This is a genomic window from Pauljensenia sp. UMB6358, from assembly GCF_030216865.1.
In the GTDB taxonomy this organism is placed as follows: Bacteria; Actinomycetota; Actinomycetes; order Actinomycetales; family Actinomycetaceae; genus Pauljensenia; species Pauljensenia turicensis_A.
In genome coordinates this window covers 40,776-62,329 of sequence record NZ_JASOMS010000004.1, presented here as the reverse complement: position 1 = coordinate 62,329, position 21,554 = coordinate 40,776, and the positions used below count along the sequence as shown (strand labels likewise).

Here is a 21,554-nt window from a genome sequence, read left to right as displayed (position 1 = left end):
AAATGCTTCTCGCCAATGAACTCTGTCGTCGGCCGATCCTTATTGAGGCGCTCCCACGATAGTGGTTATCGATCGATTATTACATCGTTTGAAAGAAGAATCACATGTTACTCACACTTACCCCTAGGTGCACTGTTCGAGCTGGTTGGTTCATTGTGTGATGGGTGGTTTGTTGTCGCAGGCCTAAGTGGGGCCTGCGATGATTGCGGAAGCATATCCAGCCGACTCAGGCATCGCGTCGACGTTGTCCACAGATGTAGCGGTGGGCGCAGGCCCACCCCCTCGACGGCACCAATTACTCTTCTCGCATCCTTACACGCGGCGAGCGTGATCCGGACCTCACACTCGAGGTTGCGCGGTTCGCAGACAACCCCGTACGATAATGCGAGTCATTCTCATTATTGCTAGAAGGTTCATCATGCGCGCCACCCACCGCGGGATTCATCCCCTCCTCGCCCTGTTCACCGCGCTCCTCACCCTCGCGCTCTTTGCTACGCCGACGATCGCTGCGCCAGACCCGCAGAGCGGAGAATCAACGACAAAAGCGCTCCTCACCCACGGGCACACCGACGTCTTCACCCTCGTCCCCAACGGGCCGACGATCTCCCTCGTCGCCAAGGAGGACGTCACCACCCCGGGCGCACCGACCTACCACAACCCCGCAAAGCTCGTCCTCGGTGTCACCGACGCCACGAAAACGAGCGCGACCAAAAAGATCGAAGGCGTTGGAACCGCCGGCTACGCACTCCCCCAGTCCGAGAATCCCGCTCTCCTGTGGCCCGGTTGGGACTCGAACGCCATCGCCCCTCTGCGCCCAACCGCGATCCGCCTCGTCATCGACGAGGTCTCTGGGCCTGGTCGTATCTTCCTCTGGCGCTCGGCCGCATTCGGCGCGACCTCCCCGATCTTCGAGCAGGGCTCCCTCGAGGCCGCTCCCGGGCGCTCGATCCTCCAGAACGCGCCCGCCCACGAGCACGCGAACTGGCTCTTCACAGACGCGGGCACCTACTCCCTCACTCTCCACGGCGAGGTCGATACCCCCAACGGGCGCCTCGTCTCCGACCGAGCCTCCTACACCTTCGCCGTGGGCGCCACCGCGATCGCGCAGGCCACCCCCCGAGCGTCGGCTCCCGTCGAGCCGTCGACGCCCGGCACCGGATCGACCCCGACCCCCGCGCCAGCGCCAGCGCCAGCGCCTCAGTCCACCGCCCCCCAAGCGCCCGTACAGCCAGCCGCCGAGCAGTGCCTCCCCACCCCCGTCACCTCGAACGGGAGCGGCACTGCAGTCGGCGGATCCCACACGATACGAGCGAACACCCACGTCCACCCGAACTGGGTTTTCACCGCCCCCGGCCTCTACAAAGTCTCGATCACCCAGACCACGACCCTGAAGTCCGGTGCCCGTGTCTCGACCTCCGGCATCCTCTCCTTCAACGTCGGCGGTGCCGGAAACGCCGACTCCGGCCACTTCGACATCGGGACGAGTGCCAGCCCCTCGTCGATCTCCATGCTCGTCAAAGACGACCGCTCACAGCCCGCGCGCTGGGTCGCTCCCTCCTCCCTCGTTTTCGGGCTTGGCTCCGCAGCCGAGACGACTGCACCCGCCGGTATCGAGTTCATCGCGAAGCAGGGTCAGAAGATCTGGATGATCTCCTCAAGCCAGGTCCCCTCCGTCCCGTGGCTCGGCGCAAACACGATGCACCCCAGCCTCCTCGCCCGCACGACCGGCGATGTCACCTGGACGCTCAACGGTGTCTCCGGCCCCGGTTCACTCGCCGTCTTCGAGTCCGGCAACTTCGGTTCGCTCGTCGGCGCCCGCTGGTTCGGCGGTAGCAGCTCAGGCTCGACGACCGTCTACGTCGGCCGCACCGCCGACGGGCACCCCTGCGAACTCGACCAGGCGACGATCGATCGTCTGCGCGCCGAGGGTAAGATCGTCGACGGCTCAGCCCTTCCCGGCGGTCTCGCATCGACCGGCGCACGCTCCGCCACCCCGGTCGTCCTCGCCTCGCTCCTCGCCCTCGCTGGGCTCGCCGCACGACGGTGGGCAAGAAGGTGAGGCGCACCCGAGCGCGTCGCGCTGGGGGTGTCCTCGTACTCTCCCTCCTCATCGGCGCTCCTTCGCTACTCCTCGGCGCGTGTGCCCCCACCCTCGCGGACGACGGAGTCTCTGCCGAAGAGACTCCCGGCGCACAATCAGAGTCCGCTGCACCTGGCAGTGCTGATGTGGCCGATGACGGGTCGCAGCCTCGGATCGTTGCGACGACGCCGATCATCGCCGACCTCGTGCGCGCGGTCGCCCCGCGAGCGCGCATCGCGACGCTCGTCCCCGCAAGCGTTGATCCGCACTCCTTCGAGCCCTCGATGGCGGCCCTCCGCGACATCGCGCACGCCGACATCGCTTTCTCCAACGGACTGCTCCTCGAGCAGAGCGCACTCACCTCCTCCATCGACGCGAACCTCCCAAAGGGCGCCCAGCACGTCGCCCTCGGCGAAGAGTCCGTCCCCTTCGGCGCACGTCCGATTCCCCTCGTCGAGGACCTCTCTCTCGCGACGATCTGGCTCGGGCTGCGCGTCGACGGACGCGCCTCAACCGACTCAACCGTCTCCTTCGAAGCAGTCTCGGCGACCGGCCCCGGTGACCTCGCCGCCTTCACGACCGGCACCTTCGGCGAACCGCGCCCGTGGATCGCCTCGAAGGATGGGATCGACTCGAACGACCGCGTCGAACTCCCGACCAACGCTCACACCCACATGTCGTGGGGTTTCACCGAGCCCGGCGTCTACTCGCTCTCTCTGCGGGCGACGCTCCACTCGCCGACGAGCGACACTCCGCTCGGTGAGAAGACCCTCGTCTTCGCCGTCGGCGTCGACCCGCACTCCACCGGGCGGAGCGTCCTCGACTCCGGGCACGCCGATCTCACAGCGAAGCTTGAGGGCTCGATGACCCTGCGCGCAGACGCCCCCGCAGGCGACCTCGACCCCGACCGGATCGTCATCGCCGTCCCGGACACGACGACGACCACGATCCCCGACAATCGGTGGCGTTTCCTCGCCGAACCAGGCACCTCCGCCCGCATCCTCGCCCAGGCCGTTATCGGAACCCACGTCCACGGTGAGATCGACCCGCACATGTGGCACGACGTGAAGAACGCCATCGCCTACACTGACCTCATCGCCGACCGCCTCGCCGCCCTCGATCCCTCGCGCGCGGCCGAGTATCGGGCGAACGCTGTCGCCCGCGACGCCGAACTTGAGGCCCTCAACCGGTGGATCCGCGAAGTCGTCGCCACTATCCCTGAGAAGAGCCGTACCCTCGTGACCGCGCACGACTCCTTCGGCTACTACGCGAAGGCCTACGGGCTGCGGATCGGCGGGTTTGTCGCGCCGAACCCGTCCCTCGAGCCCTCGGCCCTCCAACTCGCTAACCTCACGCGTGTCCTCGAGCAGACGCCAGCCGCCGGAGTCTTCCTCGAACCGATCTCCCGCTCCCACCTCGGCGAGCTCGTCGCACTCGCGCACACGACCGGTAAGTCCGTCTGCTCGCTCCACTCCGACACGCTCACCGACGAGGTCCCCACTTACCTCGACCTCATGGTGTTCAACACGCGCTCGATCAAGTCCTGCCTCGACCCCGCCTCGCTACCCGCCTGGCCCTTCGAGTCGGAGGCATCCATCCCGAATCCCACCCGAGGAGACCAGTGAAACTCACGCACGCACTCGCGCTCGCCACCGCGGCTCTCATCGCCCTGGCCCCCGCCTCAGTCGCCACAGACACGACGACGCAGGACCCCGCCCTCACCCAGGTTGTCGACTCGAACGAGACCGTCGCCCCCGAAGGCACGCCTGTCGAGATCTCCGCCGGGCACGTCGACCTCGGACCGAAGTTCCTCGACGGCACGTGGACCTTCCTCGCCCGCGACGACTCCGCTCAGACGCCGACCTGGCGCCACCTTGACGACGTCGTCCTACGAGTCTCCGACGCCGCGAAACTCGAACTCCCCGCCGACGACCAGTACTCCTTTATCTCGGCGAACGGCCCGGTCTGGGCCGTCCCCCAGTCTGAGATCGCCAACGTCGTGTGGCTCGGCTGGAACACCCAGGACCCCGAGGTCGTCGGCAGACTCGCCCAGGGCGCGACCCTCGTCTTCGAGGGACACGAGGGCGAGGGGGACTTCCACGCCTTCGTCCAGGCCGGAAACTTCTCCGGCCCCCAGCAGCTGTGGAACTCGACGAAGCCGAACTCGCAGCCGATCCACGTTGACGCAAACACGCACACCCACGCGAACTGGGTTTTCACGCAACCGGGGATCCACCTTATCCGCCTCAGCATCCAGGCCCAGCTCACCGACGGCACCACTGTCGAGGACACTCGCGTCCTCCGCTTTGCCGTCGGGGACGCCGCCGACGCGCAGAAGGCACTCGAAGCCCAGTGGAGCGTCTCGAACGCCCCTGAGTCGCCCGCTCCCGTTGACTCGCCGTCGGCCGTCGACCGCTCGACCGTTCTCCCGCTGTGGATCGCCGCGGGGCTCGGCGCCACAACCCTCGTCCTTGTCGCTCTCGTCCTCGTCGCCCGTCGCCGCAGCCACGAGCGCGAGCGGGTCGCTGAGAGGATCGTCGAGGATGGGACTTCCGGCTCCGTCGAGCCGAAGCCGGAAGCATCCGATGATGCCGACGACCGGGGGTCTCAGCGATGAGTCGCGCACTGGAGGTGTCCAGCCTGCGCGTCGACCTTGGCGGGCGGACGATCCTTGAGGATGTGTCCCTTCGAGTCGACGAGGGCGAGCTTGTCGGCCTCATCGGGCCGAACGGGGCTGGCAAGACGACGCTCATGCGCGCGATCATGGGACTCATCCCCTACCGCGGGAGCATCGAGGCGAGCGGCTCGGTCATCGGCTACGTCCCGCAGCGCCAGGATCTCGACTGGAACTATCCGATGAGCGCCGCCCAGCTCGTCGCGACCGCCTTCACCGGTCAGCGTCGCGCGCCTCGAGGTGCGACGCGCCTTGAGGCCGTCTACCGGGCTCTCGACGCAGTCGGAATGTACGCGTTCCGCAACCGGACGATCAACGAGACCTCGGGCGGTCAGAAGCAGAGGATCCTCGTCGCCCGGGCGCTCGTTACCTCGCCGCGTCTGCTCCTCCTCGATGAGCCCTTCACCGGGCTTGATCACCCGAATCAGGACGCGCTATCTCGCCTCTTCGTTGACCTCGCCCGTTCAGGAGTCGGAATCCTCATGTCAACGCACGACCTCGGGCAGGCCGTCGATATCTGCCACCGACTCGTCATGCTCAACGGGACTGTGAGGGCCGAGGGCGAGCCCTCCACCCTCTGCTCGCCGGAGCCGTGGATGGAGACCTTCCACGTCTCTAAGGACTCCGCACTCCTCCGCTCCCTCGGGATGGTGCGCCGATGAGCCTCCTCGACTTCCTCTCCGACCTCGCAAACCCCTCGCTCGCTTTCCTCCCGAGGGCGCTCCTCATCGCTGTCCTCTCCTCACTCGTCTGTGGCCTCGTCGGCGCGCACGTCGTCCTGCGCGGACTCTCCTTCGTCGGCGATGCGCTCTCACACGCTGTATTCCCCGGAATCGCGATCGCCTTCGCGCTCCAGGGGTCGATCCTCCTGGGAGGAGCCGCAGCCGGGATCCTCGTCGCGATCCTCATCTCCGTCTTCTCCCAGAACCGCCGGGTCGGCGAAGACTCCGTCATCGGCGTCTTCTTCGCCGCCGCTTTCGCCCTTGGCCTCGTCGTCGTCGCACGAACGCCTGGCTACACGGGATCCCTTGAGTCGCTCCTCTTCGGGTCGCTCACCGGCGTGACGAACACCGATGTCCTCATCTCCCTCGGGGCGTGCGCCGCAATCGGCATCGCCCTCGCGCTCTTCCACGACCGGATCGTTCTCGTAAGTGTCGACCGCGATTTCGCGATCTCGGCGGGCCTGCACGTTGGGCGAATCGATTTGCTTCTCCACCTCGCCATCGCTACTGCCGTCGTTGTCTCCATCCAGACGATTGGGAACGTCCTCGTCCTCTCGCTTCTCATCGCTCCCGCGGCGACCGCACGACTCCTCACCGACCGTGTCGTCCCCATGATGCTCATCGGCCCGGTCATCGGTGCCGTCTCTGCCTTCCTCGGCATCTGGGCCTCCTGGTCGCTCAACATCCCCTCGGGCGCGGCGATCGTCCTCGTCGCGACCCTCTTCTTCGTCCTCGCTCAGCTCCTCTCGCCCGGGCGCGGACTCCTTCTTCGCGCCCGACCGGTGGCGCAGACCACAGAAAGGACACTCGCATGAGGCCCCTGCCGTTCACCGGACTCCTCACCGCGGCCGCCCTGCTCGCCGCGCCTATACTCACCGCACCCGTGGCGCACGCAGTCCCGTCAGAAACGACCTCTCCCACGGAGTACGCCTCCGGCTCGACCAACGCTGAGGCCGCACCCTCGTCCCCCGGAGCGCCCGACGATCCCGAGCACCTGCCCGGAGAGGCTGGCTACGGGGACCTCGTGCCCGCCGACCTCACGGTTCCTGCGGGCTCGCCCGGCGCCGACCCGGAGGCGACCCCTGGGCCCGACGGTCGCGTTCCCCACGTGTGCGCTGGCCGCAAGCTCCTCCACCACGCGCATGTTGACGCCGCCTACGTCACCCGTGTCGACGACACCTTCACCGTTACTGTTGTCGACGGGCGCAAAGTCGTCAAGGACCCAAACTCCGTCTGCGTCCGACTCGCCCCCGACGCGCGCACCTCCGACTCCCAGGAAGTCTCGCGCATGGTCGTCCCCTCGGGTGGCCTCTTCAACTTCATTGGCAAGCCCGGCGACATTGTCTGGCGTGCCCCCCAGGAGCAGATCGACAACTGGCGTCCCGTCTGGGCTGGCATCGGCGCCTTCGACACGGCGCACGAGGTCGCCCAGCCCGAGGGGATCCTTCTTGACGAGGTGAAGCTCTCGATCGCGAATTCCTCCGGGCCCGGAGCCGTCGAGGTGTGGCGCACCGTCGGCACGAACTCCCTGAGTCGAGGGCTCTCTTCCGACCCCTCGCTCGCGCCGCTCTCCCTCCAGGCTGGCTCCCACGGCCACTGGAACTGGACCTTCTCGAAAGCGGGCGTCTACCGGCTGGACATGGTTGCCTCCTACACGTCCACCTTGACCCAGAGAGCCGTTAATTCCTTGCCCTCGACCATCACGTGGCTCGTCGGCTCCGATGCTGAGGTCGGTCTGCCCGAAGGCACCACAACCTCCCTCACTCCGATCGGAACGACTACCGAGCAGGTGAAGGAGAAGATGATCGCTTCCGGCGAGCTCTCCACCGAGGAGACGCCCGCCGAGCCCGAGCCCCCCTTCACCCAGGCCGAAGCCCGCAAGCAGATCGAAGCGCTCTTCGGCTCTACTGCGAAGGCGCCAGCCTCACCCTCCTCCCCCTCCCACTACGTCTACAAGGGGACTTTCAAAGACGATGTGCGAGCTGGCGTGCCGATCAAGCGGGTGACCCTCGAGGTGAACGCGAACGGCAAGTCGATCCCCGGGGAACCGATCCTCGAAATCCCCGACTCACTCAAGCAGACGACCGCCGACGGCGACCGCTGGGTCCTGCCTGCCTCCGGTGAGCACGGATCGCTCGGATTCGACTTCACCCAAATGCCCGCCGATCTGCGCTCCGGGCCAGCCGTTTACTCCGTCGACACCTTCGACGGCCCCAAGGGTGGCCGCTACATCGCGGGGACCGTCACCGACGGGGCGATGAACGTCACCCTCGATACGACGCGCGACCCCAACCGCGGCTTCACCGTCGATGCAGCCGCAGTTCCCCTCGCCCACGTCTTCACGAAGCCAGGCGTCTACACCGTCGGTTTCAACATCGAGACACGCGACAAGGACGGGAACTTCTCCTACAAGTCCCGCTCCGCTCACTTCGTCGTCGGCGACGCCGCGATCTCGGCGCTGCGCGCGATCACTGCGGAGAACAACGGCGAGGCGCCCTCACCCTCACCCTCTCCAAACCCTGCGAATCCGGATGCCGATGCACCACCGAGCGGTGGCGTTCAGCCCGACAATCCCTCGATACCTGATCCTGCCAACCCGCCCACCCCTTCCCGTCCCGGCGACTCGGCGATCCACATCATCACCGAAGGTCACATGGATCAGGCGATGTCCCTGAAGGACGGGAAGGCGGAGGTCTTCGTCGACGACACCGCCGACCCGCGCCACCCCGTCCACCGCGCCTCCGGAACCTTCGCCTACGCCGTCCCCGACTCGACGCACGCGAAGATCCCCGCCGGCGCGAAGGGCTACAGCGAACTCGCCGCTGCGGCGCCCGAAGGTGTGTGGAGTCTGCCCGAGACCCAGCTCGAGGGCATCCCCTGGGTCGGCTTCTCAACCCAGCGGGTCGACTACTCGAAGCTCTCAAGCAAGGGCGTCGAGGTCGCGATGAGGAACTTCACCGGCCCAGGTCGCCTCGTCACCGGCGTCTCCTCCCTCTTTGAGGGATTCACGCCCCGACTCGACTCGACGAAGCCCGACATGGTCCTCCACTACCTCTTTGGATCACACGACCACCAGGCCTTCTACTTCACGAAGCCCGGGCGCTACTCGACCGACTTTGTCTACACCGCGCACCTCGCTGACGGCTCCACCATCGAGAAGACGCTCCATGCGATCTTCCTCGTCGGCGACGACGCCATCAAGAGGGGCGCTGAGCCGAACCCCTCGCCTGAGCCGGATCCCTCGCCCGCACCGAACCCGGAGCCCGGCGACGCCCTTCCCATCGACGAACTCGTCGCGAAGCTCAACGCCGAGTCCCACAGGAACTGGACGAACCCGAACAACGGTGCGCAGCGGCCTGTCCAGCCCACGCCCGCTCCGGGCACCTCCCCGTCAACCGGATCACCGTCCACGGGCTCCCCCTCAGCAAGTGCGAGCGCCCCGGCCTCGCCGATCGAGAACCCGACCGCGGCCGCCGCACGCCTCGCCGAGGGTGCCGGGCAGACCGGAACCCCGGTAACCGGTGGGTCGACCGTGTCCGGCTCACTACTGTCGTCGAACTCGGCGACTGGCGCGGAGTCAACGAGCTCCGACTCCGACGCATCGGACGCTTCCAGCGCCGACGAATCCCAGTCGAGCGGCGTCGCGGGTCTGGACTTCGCGGACTCCTCACAGTCAGGAGCGTCCACGACGCGGGCACTCGCCAAGCCCGCTGCCCCCGTGAGCGCCCTGCTCAACCCTGAGCGCGGTTCCGCCTCGTACGGGAGCGGCTCGAACTGGTGGCAGTGGATCCTCGTAGGGATCGGCGGTAGCGGACTCGTCGGGGCGTGCGCCTGGGCGCTTCTCCTGCGCAAGCGCGTAAACGGCCGCGCACGTAGAGTTCGCTGACACGTCTCCCGGATCAACTACCCAGCCCGTGACTGAGTGAAATGTGAGCGCCGAGCGGCGGCCCGGACCTTCCCGGTTCGAGCCGCCGCTTCGTCGTCTACTTCTTCGTTTGCGCCTCCGCCTACTTCTTCATCCGAACGAGCCGCTGGCGAACTTGGCGCTGGCGCTAACTTCGACTTTGAGTCTGACTTTGGCACTGGCGCTGACTTTGGCGCTGGCAAAGCCTCCACCAAAGCTTCAGCAGCCCCGCGGGTTATGCCCGCTACGCTTTCCTCCTGGTCCTGCTGATCACCAGCGCAATGCCAGCTACAGTAAACAAGGCTGCCGCATAGAGATAAACCAGCACATTAGCTCCGGTTACTGGTACGGAGGGCACCACTTTTTCTGCAAATACCGGGGTGATCTCCGTGTCCTCACTGAACTTATGCCGTTTCGTGAAGTCATAAACTCCCAGTTTAGCTTGCCCCTCATTTTGGGCAGCTTTATCAGCTGACCAATGCTTCAACCCGGTTGCGGCCTTATCTTTATCGCTGACTGCAATCTCGGGAATCTCTACCCAAGCCTTGGGGTTAACCCAATAGCTCTGAGGAGGCAGCTTGTCCAGTCGACTGGAGGGCTCCACCGTCACCTTTACATAGGTTTTTCCATCCAAGAGTTTCGCCAAATCGCCATGAGGATCGGTTGCCTGCTTCAAGAAGTCTGGCATGGGTCCCGTAGGGGGCGCATCGTACCGGTTCTTATAAACCCTTATGGGCAACTCGATCTCTTCAATCTTTTCTCGGCCCGCAAACTTAACTTTCGCTTTGAGTTTCACGGTACGAACAAGTTCGTTTGAATCCGGTTCTTCTTTTACCAGCGTGTAAAGATCATTCTGGGTGGCTACGGAGGTACCGTTTTCATCTACGAACTCTACCGTCGCGTCATCAGGCAGTTTCGTTATCTTGGTTTTGTCTTTACTCTGCAGCTGAATAGCTGCCTTCAGCTCATCCAGAGTGGGCACAAAATTATTGATCCAGGTGTCATCGGATGCCTTAAAGGACTCGGTAGTCGCCACCCCTTTAGTCATCAGATCTGACCAATCAAACTGTGCGGTAAAGGTATGGTTTTCTTTTATCTCCGTGCCCGGCGATAAAAGTGGTTCCTTATCCCACTCTTTAAAGCTCTTGCCTTCTTCCGGCGTGACATAGTGCTTGTTCTCGTCCGGCTTTTTTCCATTCTCCAATTCTTGGGGAACTGGAAGCAGATCAGACTTAAGCCCCTTCAGTACATCGTAATTAATTTCTTTGATGGGGTTCCCATCTGTGCCGGCACCGAAGGAGCCGCCCTCACTGGCCTTAAAGGTTACCCGGACGTACCCGTCTGGAGGAGTAGGACTATTTGAGGGCACCTCAATAACCCTGACATCCTGATAGTAGAAGGTAATCTCATCGGAACCGGTACCGTTGATTCCTTTGAATTCATTAGTCTTTTCATCTACATCGTAGAAGAGCTGCTGCTGGGGAGCAGACGTTAGCCTCCAGCCGTTTATCGGCTTATAGTTTCTGGCATCGTAATGTCGACAGAGGCTAGTCACTGTTTCCTGGTCTAGAATACGGTACTTCTCTATAATGTTTTTCTTTTCCGCATCGGTAGTGGCTTTCGCCAGCTCTGTCTCAGCTCTTTGGTCCACATAGTTAACCTTGTAATCACGGGTCCGGAAGGGGCGATAGAAGAAGTGGAACTCATTGTCCTTGGCTTTCGGATTATCAACTAATTTCCCGTCTTCTAGAATCTGTTTCGGTTCTACCCTAAGCGTCTGGAAATAGGTGTTATCTTTCGTTGCCCGATGCTCGCCAGCCAGCTTTTGATAACCCTCATAGAGTTTTTTAGTTTCTTCGTCTTTGGTGTTCCGCAATTCTTCATCGGAAGCCAAAATCCATTTGGCATCTTGCTTAGAACCAATGGCGGCCACGTATTTTTCGGCGCGCTGGTTTCCTTTAGTTTCTGTAGCCGGATTATCCGTCACGGTCTTATCAATTGCGAGATCGTTATCCAAGAAGTGGTGGAAAACCTTTACATCCTGCATATCATTTTTTAACCAAATGGCTTTCAGGTAAATGGAACTGACTACGTCGTTACCGTAGGAGTAAAGTTCCGGAACTTTATAGGTGTCCCGATAAGAAGTATCCACTTTGTCGGTGTATTCGCCGGTATTGGCATCCTTCTGATAGCGCAGCACCTCCCAACCCATGAAGCTATAGCCTTTTCGGGTTGGTTTATTCGGTTCTACCAGTTTTTGCCGCTGCACTACAGTAAAGACTTGCTTATCCCCTTCGTTTTCACCCTTTTTCGCGTAGGTGACTTCTTTTTGGTCAGAGACATCGCCTTCCTTAATGGTCTTAGGTGCGGTGGTAACATTCTTCTCCTCAATGGGATCTAGCTTGCCCCCATTGGGATCGAAGGTTACCTTCCACTTATAGTCTGGTTCCCCCCATTTGGCGTAGAGCACCAGGTTGTGCACAGGCATAGTTTCCTTGTTTTCCCAAACCAGTTTCTGCCCGGCCGGGTCTAGCGCCCAACCCTTAAATACCATTTGGGGTGCGAGGCCCTTAGGCCTCTTAATCCGATCATTTCCCTCGTCATCTTTTTCCACCAGATCCGTCAGCTCTAGATCAATTAAGGTCTGCGGGTTATCTAGGTCTAAATCCTTTAAGGGTTTTTGGTAGAAGACGTCTGTCTGATTGGTCTCGTCGTACTCGCTGTCGTCCTTGAGGTTTGCGGGGTCATTGTTGAACCGCAACTTGTACTTATTCCGGTGGTACTGGAAGCGAATATAGCCATTTTTATCAAATGGCTCGCCTTCCTCTGCCCGCGGATCGCCGAATTCATCGGCTCGGTTAAAGAAAGTGCGCATAAACTGCATGTCGCCCTTGGTTTTTTCGTTGCCATAGGGGTCTATTACCGTTTCGTCAGGAAGGGGAGTTGTATCTGCCCGCTCCTCGTTCATAGCAGCAAGCTCATCCTCGGTAAGCTTCTGGGAGGGTTCGGATAGGCCGTAAGGGGTAAAGCCCTGCACCTTTGGGTACGGGTGACCATAGGCTGAACTTTCGGTATCCGCTTTGGTTCGATAGAGATTGTAGTCAACGATGGTCTCTCCGGACTCAAACCCATCCATCCAAAAGTCCATGTGGTGAGGTATTGGCTGAGTTTCTTCTCCGGAACCACCCCGTTGTTCGATACCAAAGGAAAGAGTAGTGAAAGTTCTCGGTTTAGCATTCCAGTTGACGTCCAAAGTGACGCCATTTCCGGCATCAATCTCGTTAGTGTAACCACCCAGTCTCTCGTAGGCTGCCATATCGAGAAACTCTTCAGCCGAGAGCCGGTAGGGAGGAGTATCGCGGTATTGCCAATTTGGAATAACGTAGTTTGGTCCCCAGCCAAAACTTTGCTTACCCTCGGAAAACCCCTTGGTTTCCTGGGCGTCATCTGGCCACTCTGTCATCAACTGGTTAAACCGGGCCTTAAAGTGGTATGGATTACCTGGTTCCCCTAACTTTTTACCGTGTCTCCAAATTTCCGGATAGAAGGTCGACTCAGCTTGATCACCCGTCTTAGCATTCGACTTCGTAAAGTAAAGGTCATACACCTGGCGATCATAATAGATGTTATAAATGGTTTTGCCGGTGGAAGAAACCGCCTTTACTACGTCTGGGCTATTTGGATCAGCGTTTTCTTTATCGGTTAAATCTTTATTGTATTTATAAAATTTATTAAGGTAAAGGAAGGCGCCACGGTAAAATCTTTGGTTGTTCCATATTTTATCTAACCGCGCCTGATCTAGATCCGGAAACTCCACCCCTTTTACCGTCTCATTTTCAAGGTCTGGACGAGTACCGGTGGCCTGATCCTTATACACATGGGTACCCACGAAGTCGTACTTTTCTAAAAGAGAAGCCCCCTCGGGGTAGTCGGCCTTTTCCGTCCAAAATTGGATTACATAGTCTGCCTTCTCGTTATCTTTCCACGCCGCGGTGAACTTGACGTTTTCAGCCGGAATAATCAGCTTAGCATTGAGATCTTTAATCGCATTCCCGCTGCTGTCTTTAATAACTTCGCCGGCCTTAAACGTCGTCTTGCCAGATTCATCTTTTAGGTCAATCGAAGGCTTCCAACCTTGGAAGGTAGCTCCCACTTTTTCGGGAATATCTTTTTTCTCGAGAGTGGGGATGACCTGCCCGTAGTACAGAGTGCGGGAAGGAAGTTCCGCACCCCCATCGGTGTCGAAAGTGACGTCATAGTGGTTACGGTTGTAACGGTATTCCACTGAAAAATTCTTCGTGTCTTGGGGAACCTGCACCGTAATAGAATCAGCCTCTGGAATAAAACCCGCTATTTGAGCTTCATCTAAAGGCTTAACTTCTAGATCGGAACCGACGCTACCTTCCTCAGTAGTTTCAGTTATTTCTGTTTCCCCGGGTTTTGTACCATATTTGTCAAAATCATTGATGTCTTGGAAAACATGCTTGATCTTGACGCTATTTTTTACAGCCGGGTACTTAAAGGATCGAGTTTTCTGATAGGTCTTTCCGTATTCATCATCGCCACTCTGTTCGCCCTTTTTAGCTTCGTTAACCACCGTGTCGTAGTCGATAGGGAAATTACCTTGAGGCTTATCGTAACCCAGGAAATCCGGGAGGCTAATAGTCTTATTTACCTTGCCTTTTTCGTCTTGAGTAGCACCTGCCCCTACGGTCGCCACATAGGGCTGGTAGTTGATGGCATAGTCTCCATCTCTCTCAACCCGATAATCGCTACGGAGGGTGTAGATATCTGGCTGCTCCGGATTCTTGACGAACTCTTCCGTTGTTTTGCCATCAGGAAGCTTCACCGGTTCCAGTTCCATGGAATTTTGGTATTTGCTGGTTTCCGCAGCGTCAGCTGTCAGCAGCCGGGAAAACATCACTGCCACCGGAAGTATCAATGCCAGCGCCAGCAGTAGAGACAGGGTTTGCTTGAACGAAACTTTCATGGGGGGGGACTTTCCGTCTCTGATGCCATAATTTGTTTTTGAAGGCAAATATTGGTATTTCTGACTATTAATTATTTTAGCCATTAAAACACTGTCTTACAAACCCTTTAAGGCGGGTAAGAGTGCCGGCTCGCCCTGACACCTCAAATCGTCGGGCGCTCGGCGAGGGCGGGGCGGACGTTCACCCCAGAAGGCTCAGAGGCCCCTCCTCATCTAGAGGCCCCTCCTCATCTATGGGAGAATCCTAATGAGCGAAGGAGGGGGCATGCGCAAGGACTTGGTCGAACAGGTCGTCGACACCGTGATCGACAGGATCGTCGAGGGCGCGTACCGCGAGGGCGACGCCCTGCCCGGCGAGGTCGACCTGGCGAAGGAGCTCGACGTCTCCCGCCTCACCGTCCGCGAGGCCGTGAAGGTCCTCAAGGATCGGGGGGTCCTCGAGGTGCAGCAGGGACGCGGCACTTTCCTCGCGCCGCGGACCCGGTGGACCGATCTGTCGACGGTCATCGCACTGACGATGCGCGAGTCCTCGCCGCGCGACGCCGGACTCCGACTCGTCGAACTGCGACGGATGATCGAGGTCGGGGCCGCAGGTCTCGCCGCGCGCAACCGCACAGACGAGGACCTCGAGGCCCTCGAGTCCCTGCTCGAACGGATCGACGAGGCCACGGCGGCCGGGGAGATCGAGGCGAACGTCGATGCGGACCTCGATTTCCACAGGCGCATCCTCCTGGCGAGCGCGAATCCCTTCATGCCGGTCGTGCTCGCCCCCCTCGCCCAGGCGCTTCACGAGTCCCGCTTCGTCACGGCCTCACAGCCCGAAGTGCGCAGGCGGGCCCAAGACCACCACCGGGCGATCCTCGACGCGATCCGTTCAAAGGACGAGGAGGCAGCGAAGGACGCGATGCGCTCGCACATGACGCAGACGCGGCTCGATCTTCTCGCGAACACGGTCGAGTAGGAACGGAATCCACAAGTCCTCAGAGGACTACTTGCGCGCACGCCGATGCGTGGCGTATAGTGACACCAGTCCTCAGAGGTCTGAGCAATGGTGCTCGGACGAGAGGGCCCGAATCCCGAAGGAGTGTCATGCCGCTCATCAGCCGCGACGAACTCGTCGCAGGGCTCCCCCCGCACGCCCCCGTCTCCCCCGCCGACGTCGACGCCGCCCGTGCCTCCGCCGCCCGGCGCCCCGTCCTCGTCGTCCTCGACGACGACCCGACGGGCACCCAGTCCGTCGCAGATCTGCCCGTCCTCACCGCATGGGAGGAGGCTGACTTCGACTGGGCCCTCGCGACGGGCTCCCCCGCCGTCTACGTGATGACGAACTCGCGCTCCCTCGCCCCCGCCGACGCGGAGCGCGTCAATCGCGAGGTCGTCGCCTCCGCCCTCGCCTCGGCGAAACGCCTCGGCGTCGAGGTCGATTTCGTCTCCCGCTCCGACTCGACGCTCCGCGGCCACTTCCCCCTCGAGCCCGACACGATCGCCGCCGCCCTCGAGGAGAACGGCGAACGCGGAGTCGACGGGGTCGTCCTCGTCCCCGCCTTCCCCGAGGCCGGGAGGATCACCCTGCGCGGGATCCACTACGCCGGATCCGCCGAAGCGGGCTACGTCCCCGCCGCCGAGTCCGAGTTCGCGAAGGACAACACCTTCGGGTACGCCCATTCGATGATCGCGGACTGGGTGGAGGAGAAGACCGGCGGCCGCACCCCGGCCGGGCAGGTCCTCCTCATCGACATCGAGACCCTGCGCACCGACCCCGATCGGACGGTCGAGATCCTGAGGAGCGCCCGAGATTCGCAGCCCATCGCGGTCGACGTCGTCGAGGCCTCGGACATGCGAGCCCTCGCCCTCGCCCTCATCCGCGCCGAGGAGGCCGGCTCGCGCTTCGTCTACCGCGTCGGCCCGCCCTTCGTCCGCGAGCGCATCGGGCAGGTCGCCCACGAGCCGCTCACCTCCGAGGAGATCGCGCAGTCGCGCTCCGGGAGGATCCCGAGCGCCGGCGGCCTCGTCGTCGTCGGCTCGCACGTCGGCGTCACCGCCCGCCAGCTCGACCGGCTCACCGCGAGGTCCGAGGCCGAGGTGCTCATCCTCGATTCGGCGCGGATCATCACCGGCGACCGCGCAGAGGAGCACATCCGCGAGCTCGTGGAGAAGGCCGCCGCCGCCCTCGAGACGAACACGATCATCCTGCGCACCTCGCGCGCGATGCTCTCCGGATTCGATGCGGACACCGCCCTCGCCCAGGCGCGCGCGATCTCCGCGGCGATCGTCGCCGTCGTTCACGGCGTCGTCGAGCGGGTCACTCCCCGATTCGTCGTCGCGAAGGGCGGGATCACCTCCTCCGACGTCGCCTCGAAGGGCCTCGAGATCCGGCGCGCCCGAGTCATCGGACCGATGCTCCCCGGCATCGTCTCCCTCTGGTCCTCCGTCGACGGGATCGCCGCGGGCGTCCCCTACATCGTCTTCGCGGGCAACGTCGGCACCGACGAATCCCTCGCGGACGTCGTCGAGAAGCTCGAGAAGTAGCACCTTCATCCCCCGTCCGGCCGCGGACGACGAGGTCCGCGGCCTCCACCTTCAAGGAGAGAACACCCATGTCAAAGCGAATCGCCGTCCTCGGTCTCGGAGCTATGGGACTGCCCATGGCCTCCCATCTCGCCAAGACCTTCGAGGTCACCGGATTCGACCCCTTCGAGGAGCGCCGCGCCCTCGCCGCCCAGCGCGGCGTCGCCGTCGCCGACTCCGCCCCCGCGGCCGCCTCCGGCGCGGACTTCGTCCTCATCGCCGTGCGCAACGCCGCCCAGCTCGAGGAGGTCCTCCACGGGCCCTCCGGCGTCGTCCCAGTCCTCGGACCCGGAGCCGCGATCATCCTCACCTCCACCGTCGGCGCCGAAGCCGTCGAGGCTGAGGCCGATCGCCTCGCCGAAACGGGCATCGGCCTCGTCGACGCACCCGTCTCCGGCGGCCCCGTCCGAGCCGGGGAGGGCGATCTCCTCGTCACCTGCGGCGCGACCCCTCAGGTCTGGGAAGTTGCGAGGCCCGTCCTCGACGAGATGGCCGGAACCCTCGTCCTCGTCGGCGACGCCCCCGGCAAGGGGCAGTCGATGAAGACCGTCAACCAGCTCCTGTGCGGCGTCCACATCGCCGCCGCCGGAGAGGCGCTCGCCCTCGCGGGGAAGCTCGGGCTCGATCAGAGGATGGTCCTCGACGCGCTCATGGCCGGCGCCGCCCAGTCCTTCATGCTCGGCAACCGTGGGCCCCGCGCGATCGAAGCCTGGGAGGGCGCCGATCCCGAGGTGTGCTCGCGACTCGATATCTTCGTCAAGGACATGGGGATCGTCACCTCCGCCGCGAAGCGCGCGGGCATCGCCGTTCCCGTGGCCGCCGCCACCGAACAGCTCTACATCCTCGGCAATGCGCAGGGGCGTGGCGGGGACGACGACTCCACCGTCATCCGCGTCGTCTCCGCCAGGTGAGGTTCACATGAGCACCGGAATCCTCCTCGGGATCGCCGTGGGCGCGATCCTCGTCCTCCTCCTGCTCGTCATCCAGCTGAAGATGTCCGCCTTCGTGGCGATGCTCCTCGTGTCGCTCGGCACCGCCCTCGTCACCGGCATCGCGCCGGAGGAGGTCGTCGGCACACTCCAGAAGGGCATGGGCAACACCCTCGGCTCCGTGATGATCGTCGTCGGCCTAGGCGCTATGCTCGGCCGGATCATCGAGACCGCCGGGGGCGCGGACGCCCTCGCGCTCGCCTTCACGAAGAAGCTCGGCGCGAAGCGCGTGATCGGCGCGGTCGTCGCCGCCGCCTTCGTCCTCGGCATCCCCGTCTTCTTCGACGTGGCCTTCATCATCCTCGCGCCGATCGTCTTCGGCTTCGCGCGCATCGCGGGCATCAACCCGATGAGGATCGGGCTTCCGGTCGCAGGGGTCCTCCTCACCGTGCACGTCGCTATGCCTCCCCACCCCGGCCCCGTCGCGGCCGCCGGCATCACCGGCGCGGACACCGGCATGATGATCCTCGTCGGCCTGCCGATCTGCGCAGCGACCGCGTTCATCGGCCACTTCGCGGCGAAGCTCATCGACGTCGAGAAGTACGAGCTCGGTGACTCCCCCGCCTCCGCCCACATCGGCTCCGTCGGCTCCGCGGGCTTCGAGGGTGCGCTCGCCGTCGGCAGGAAGGCGATCCCCGCCAGGCTCGTCGTCCTGCTCATCCTCCTGCCGATCGTGCAGATCATGGGCGGCACCGTCTCGAACATGCTCCTCGACGACGGACCCACCCGGAAGTGGATGGGCCTCATCGGCTCCTCCCTCGTGGCCCTCCTCGTCGCCGTCATCGTCGCGTCCATCGCGGTTGGGCACCACCAGGGGTGGAACCTCGAGAAGCGTGGCTCCGTCCTCGACTCGGCGCTCCCGGACGTCGCCGTCATCGTCTTCGTCACCGGCGCGGGCGGCGTCTTCGCCTCGGTCCTCGTTGCCTCGGGCATCGGCGATGCTCTGTCGACCTCGCTCGTCGCGATGCGCATGCCGTTGATCCTCGCGGGATTCCTCATCAGCGCCGCGCTCCGCGCCTCGCAGGGCTCGGCGACCGTCGCGATCCTCACCACCGCGGGCCTCCTCGCCCAGCCGATCGCCGATGCGGGGTACTCGCCCCTCCAGACGATGCTCGTCACCCTCGCCATCGGCTTCGGCGCTCTGGGACTCTCGCACATCAATGACTCCGGATTCTGGATCGTCACGAAGTACCTCGGTCTGTCCGTCAAGGACGGCCTCAAGACCTGGACGCTCCTCTCGACGGTCCTCGGCCTCACGGGCTTCCTCCTCACGTGGGGAGTCTTCGCCCTCGTCGGGTGATCCGTTCGACGTCCCTCCCCCTCGGTCAGCCGTGGTCGCCCCCGTACAATCGGAGGCGACCACGGCTGATCGGTCGCTCGAACACTATCCGCGCGCGCTCCGCGCCTCGACATGCGCGATCGACTGCCACCCATCCCCGTCAGAGACCGGGAGAGCCCGGGAGTCCCGGGAAACAAGGCGGATCGTAACCGACACGACTCACGAGGGTGCGGCCGCGCCCGAGAAGGACCAGGCCATCGAGACGACCCCCACAGCGGTGCCCGTCGAGTACTCCGTCAGAGTCGTCCGACTCGGCGACATCGTCCCCGTCGCCGTCGAGCCGGAGGCCGCTCCGGACATCACCGATTCGGGCAACGAAGCACAGACACAATTTTTTCAACAGTTTGTTGACGCGAACCTATTGAGTCACTAAGATAAACGATTAAAGCGTCAAAGCCGGAGGTTCTGCATGACTGCTTCACCGTCGAAGCTAAACGAGCACGATCAGATTATCTCCACCCTTCAACAGCTGGTTGAACCAATGAAAGCAACACTTGTCGGACCCGCCGAGATCATCGTTCACGATCTCACTCGGCTCCCGAATTCAATCGTCGCGATTGGCGGCGATGTCACCGGTCGATCGATCGGCGATCCGGCGACCGACAAGCTCCTTGACGCCGTCGCCTCCGGAAATCTGCGCACCAGCATCGGATACCGGACAACGTCTCCGAGCGGTAAGGAGCTTCTCTCAACAACCGCCATCATCCGCGACTCGACCAACCAGCCCGTCGCCGCCCTGTGCATCAACCGCGACATCTCCAGCTGGGAGATCCTTCATTCCCTCACAGGCGCGCTCGCGGGCCTCTCGCTCCCAATTTCCGCCGAAGAGGAGCAGGCGACGACCGAAGTCTTCGTTAGAGACGTCGACGAACTCGCGACGCTCCTCCTCTCACGGGCCGTTGCAGAGTCGGGGGTTCCCGTCGACGAGATGAGAAAAGAACACAAGGTCGAGGTCGTCCGACTCCTCAAAGCGAGGGGCTTCTTCCTCCTGCGGGATGCAGCGGAAATGGCCGCCGAAGCCCTCCACTGCACGCGATTCTCCATTTACAACTACCTTAACGAGACCGAGGGGGAATGATGACCACTACTGACGAGGACTTCAGCCGGCACCTGTCGCGCTGGGGCACGCATTCGGCGAAATGGGATCTGCTCGCCAAGGACCTCGGCGAGAACGCGATCGCCCTGTCCGTCGCGGACATGGAGTTCGTCTCCTGCCCCGAGGTCCGAGAGGCGATCGCCGACGCCGCCGCCCTCGGCGCCTACGGCTACACCGAGGTCTTCGACGACTTCGCCGAAGCCGCGACCGCGTGGATGACCCGCCGCCACGGATGGTCCTGCGAGGTCGAGGACGTCCACTTCTTCCCCCGAGTCGTCCAGTGCGTCGCCGCCCTCGTCGATCACGTCCTGCCGCGAGACGATCGACCGGTCCGCGTCGTCACGCTCGATCCGGCCTACTCGCCCCTCCTCGAGGTGTGCGAACGCGCGGGCACCGATCTCGTCCGCGTGCCCATGCGCGACACCGCGGCCTCCGCCTCGATCGACTGGGAGGCCCTCGAGGAGGCGCTCGCCGACGCGGACCTGCTGCTGTGGACGAACCCCCACAATCCGACGGGCAGGATCTGGAGCGCCGACGAGCAGCGCCGACTCGCCGAGCTGCTGCGCGAATGCCGCGCCCTCGTCCTCTCCGACGACATTCACTGCGACTTCGAGCGCCCCGGCGGGCAGCGCTACTCGGCCCTCGCCCGCGTCGCGAAGGACCTGTGGATGAGCGGACGGATCGTCCACTGCGCCTCTCCCGGCAAGACCTTCAACATCGCGGGCCTCGAAGCGACGGCGATCTGCGTCCACGGGCCCCTCGGCGCCGAGCTCGAGGCAGCGAAGAGGCGCATGGGTCTGCACAACCCGAATTACTTCGCCATCCCGGCGGCCATCGCCGCGTGGACGAAGGGCGACGCGTGGGTCGACGCCCTCGCGAAGGAGATCGACGCCAACCTCGAAGCCGCGAGGTCCCTCCTCGCGCGCCTCCTGCCGGAGGCGAGGGTTTCGGACCCGGACGGCACCTATCTCCTGTGGATCGACGCCTCCGCGTACATCGGCTCCGAAGCCGACCTCGTGCGCGCCGAGCGCGCCGCCTCCGTCACGGTCAGCCCGGGACCCGATTTCGGTCCCGCATACGATCGATTCTTCCGTATCAACACAGCACTCCCCCGTCAAGAACTCCTCGAGGGGATCACCCGGCTCGCCGGGGCGCTCACGAGGAACTGACGATCCACATCGAAAGGACAACG

14 protein-coding genes are annotated in these 21,554 nt (G+C 63.0%); 13 read left to right on the top strand and 1 reads right to left on the bottom strand.

What is annotated here, in order from left to right; genetic code table 11:
* Positions 1–382 precede the first annotated feature (382 nt).
* From QP381_RS04130 to QP381_RS04105, 6 genes are all read left to right on the top strand, one after another.
* Entirely contained in the window at positions 383–2,059 is a 1,677-nt protein-coding gene (locus QP381_RS04130) for a choice-of-anchor M domain-containing protein (protein ID WP_285067916.1), read from the top strand.
* A 167-nt stretch (positions 2,060–2,226) separates the two neighbouring features.
* Entirely contained in the window at positions 2,227–3,705 is a 1,479-nt protein-coding gene (locus tag QP381_RS04125) for an anchored repeat ABC transporter, substrate-binding protein (RefSeq protein ID WP_285067915.1), read from the top strand.
* Entirely contained in the window at positions 3,702–4,697 is a 996-nt protein-coding gene (locus QP381_RS04120; RefSeq protein ID WP_103631554.1) for a choice-of-anchor M domain-containing protein, read from the top strand. Before QP381_RS04125 ends, QP381_RS04120 begins: the two co-directional genes overlap by 4 nt.
* Entirely contained in the window at positions 4,694–5,416 is a 723-nt protein-coding gene (locus QP381_RS04115) for a metal ABC transporter ATP-binding protein (protein ID WP_103631552.1), read from the top strand. The genes QP381_RS04120 and QP381_RS04115 overlap by 4 nt, the downstream gene beginning before the upstream one ends.
* Positions 5,413–6,291, top strand: a complete 879-nt coding sequence (locus QP381_RS04110) for an anchored repeat-type ABC transporter permease subunit (RefSeq protein WP_006680879.1) — start codon at positions 5,413–5,415, stop codon at positions 6,289–6,291. The genes QP381_RS04115 and QP381_RS04110 overlap by 4 nt, the downstream gene beginning before the upstream one ends.
* Before the next feature lie 68 nt (positions 6,292–6,359).
* Positions 6,360–9,362, top strand: coding sequence for a choice-of-anchor M domain-containing protein (locus QP381_RS04105; protein WP_285067912.1), 3,003 nt, complete (start codon positions 6,360–6,362; stop codon positions 9,360–9,362).
* Positions 9,363–9,624: 262 nt separating this feature from the next.
* On the opposite strand, the gene QP381_RS04100 is transcribed toward QP381_RS04105, so the two are convergent.
* The gene (locus QP381_RS04100; RefSeq protein WP_285067911.1) at positions 9,625–14,454 is read right to left on the bottom strand and encodes an InlB B-repeat-containing protein; all 4,830 of its coding nucleotides are present in this window, start codon (positions 14,452–14,454) and stop codon (positions 9,625–9,627) included.
* Positions 14,455–14,635: 181 nt separating this feature from the next.
* Here QP381_RS04100 and QP381_RS04095 point away from each other — a divergent pair, with 181 nt between their 5' ends.
* The 7 genes from QP381_RS04095 to QP381_RS04065 all read left to right on the top strand — a co-directional run bounded on the left by QP381_RS04095 (position 14,636) and on the right by QP381_RS04065 (position 21,531).
* The gene (locus tag QP381_RS04095; protein WP_285067909.1) at positions 14,636–15,331 is read left to right on the top strand and encodes a FadR/GntR family transcriptional regulator; all 696 of its coding nucleotides are present in this window, start codon (positions 14,636–14,638) and stop codon (positions 15,329–15,331) included.
* Between the two features lie 128 nt (positions 15,332–15,459).
* Positions 15,460–16,899, top strand: a complete 1,440-nt coding sequence (locus tag QP381_RS04090; protein ID WP_285067907.1) for a four-carbon acid sugar kinase family protein — start codon at positions 15,460–15,462, stop codon at positions 16,897–16,899.
* A gap of 68 nt (positions 16,900–16,967) precedes the next feature.
* Positions 16,968–17,849, top strand: a complete 882-nt coding sequence (locus tag QP381_RS04085; protein ID WP_285067906.1) for an NAD(P)-dependent oxidoreductase — start codon at positions 16,968–16,970, stop codon at positions 17,847–17,849.
* Positions 17,850–17,856: 7 nt separating this feature from the next.
* Positions 17,857–19,227, top strand: coding sequence for a GntP family transporter (locus tag QP381_RS04080; RefSeq protein WP_285067904.1), 1,371 nt, complete (start codon positions 17,857–17,859; stop codon positions 19,225–19,227).
* Positions 19,228–19,483: 256 nt separating this feature from the next.
* Positions 19,484–19,639 (top strand): hypothetical protein, encoded by a 156-nt coding sequence (locus QP381_RS04075; RefSeq protein WP_285067902.1) that lies wholly within the window; start codon positions 19,484–19,486, stop codon positions 19,637–19,639.
* Between the two features lie 36 nt (positions 19,640–19,675).
* On the top strand, positions 19,676–20,344 hold the full coding sequence (locus QP381_RS04070) for a helix-turn-helix transcriptional regulator (RefSeq protein ID WP_285067900.1): 669 nt from the start codon (positions 19,676–19,678) through the stop codon (positions 20,342–20,344).
* On the top strand, positions 20,344–21,531 hold the full coding sequence (locus tag QP381_RS04065) for a MalY/PatB family protein (RefSeq protein WP_103632076.1): 1,188 nt from the start codon (positions 20,344–20,346) through the stop codon (positions 21,529–21,531). Before QP381_RS04070 ends, QP381_RS04065 begins: the two co-directional genes overlap by 1 nt.
* Positions 21,532–21,554: the final 23 nt, after the last annotated feature.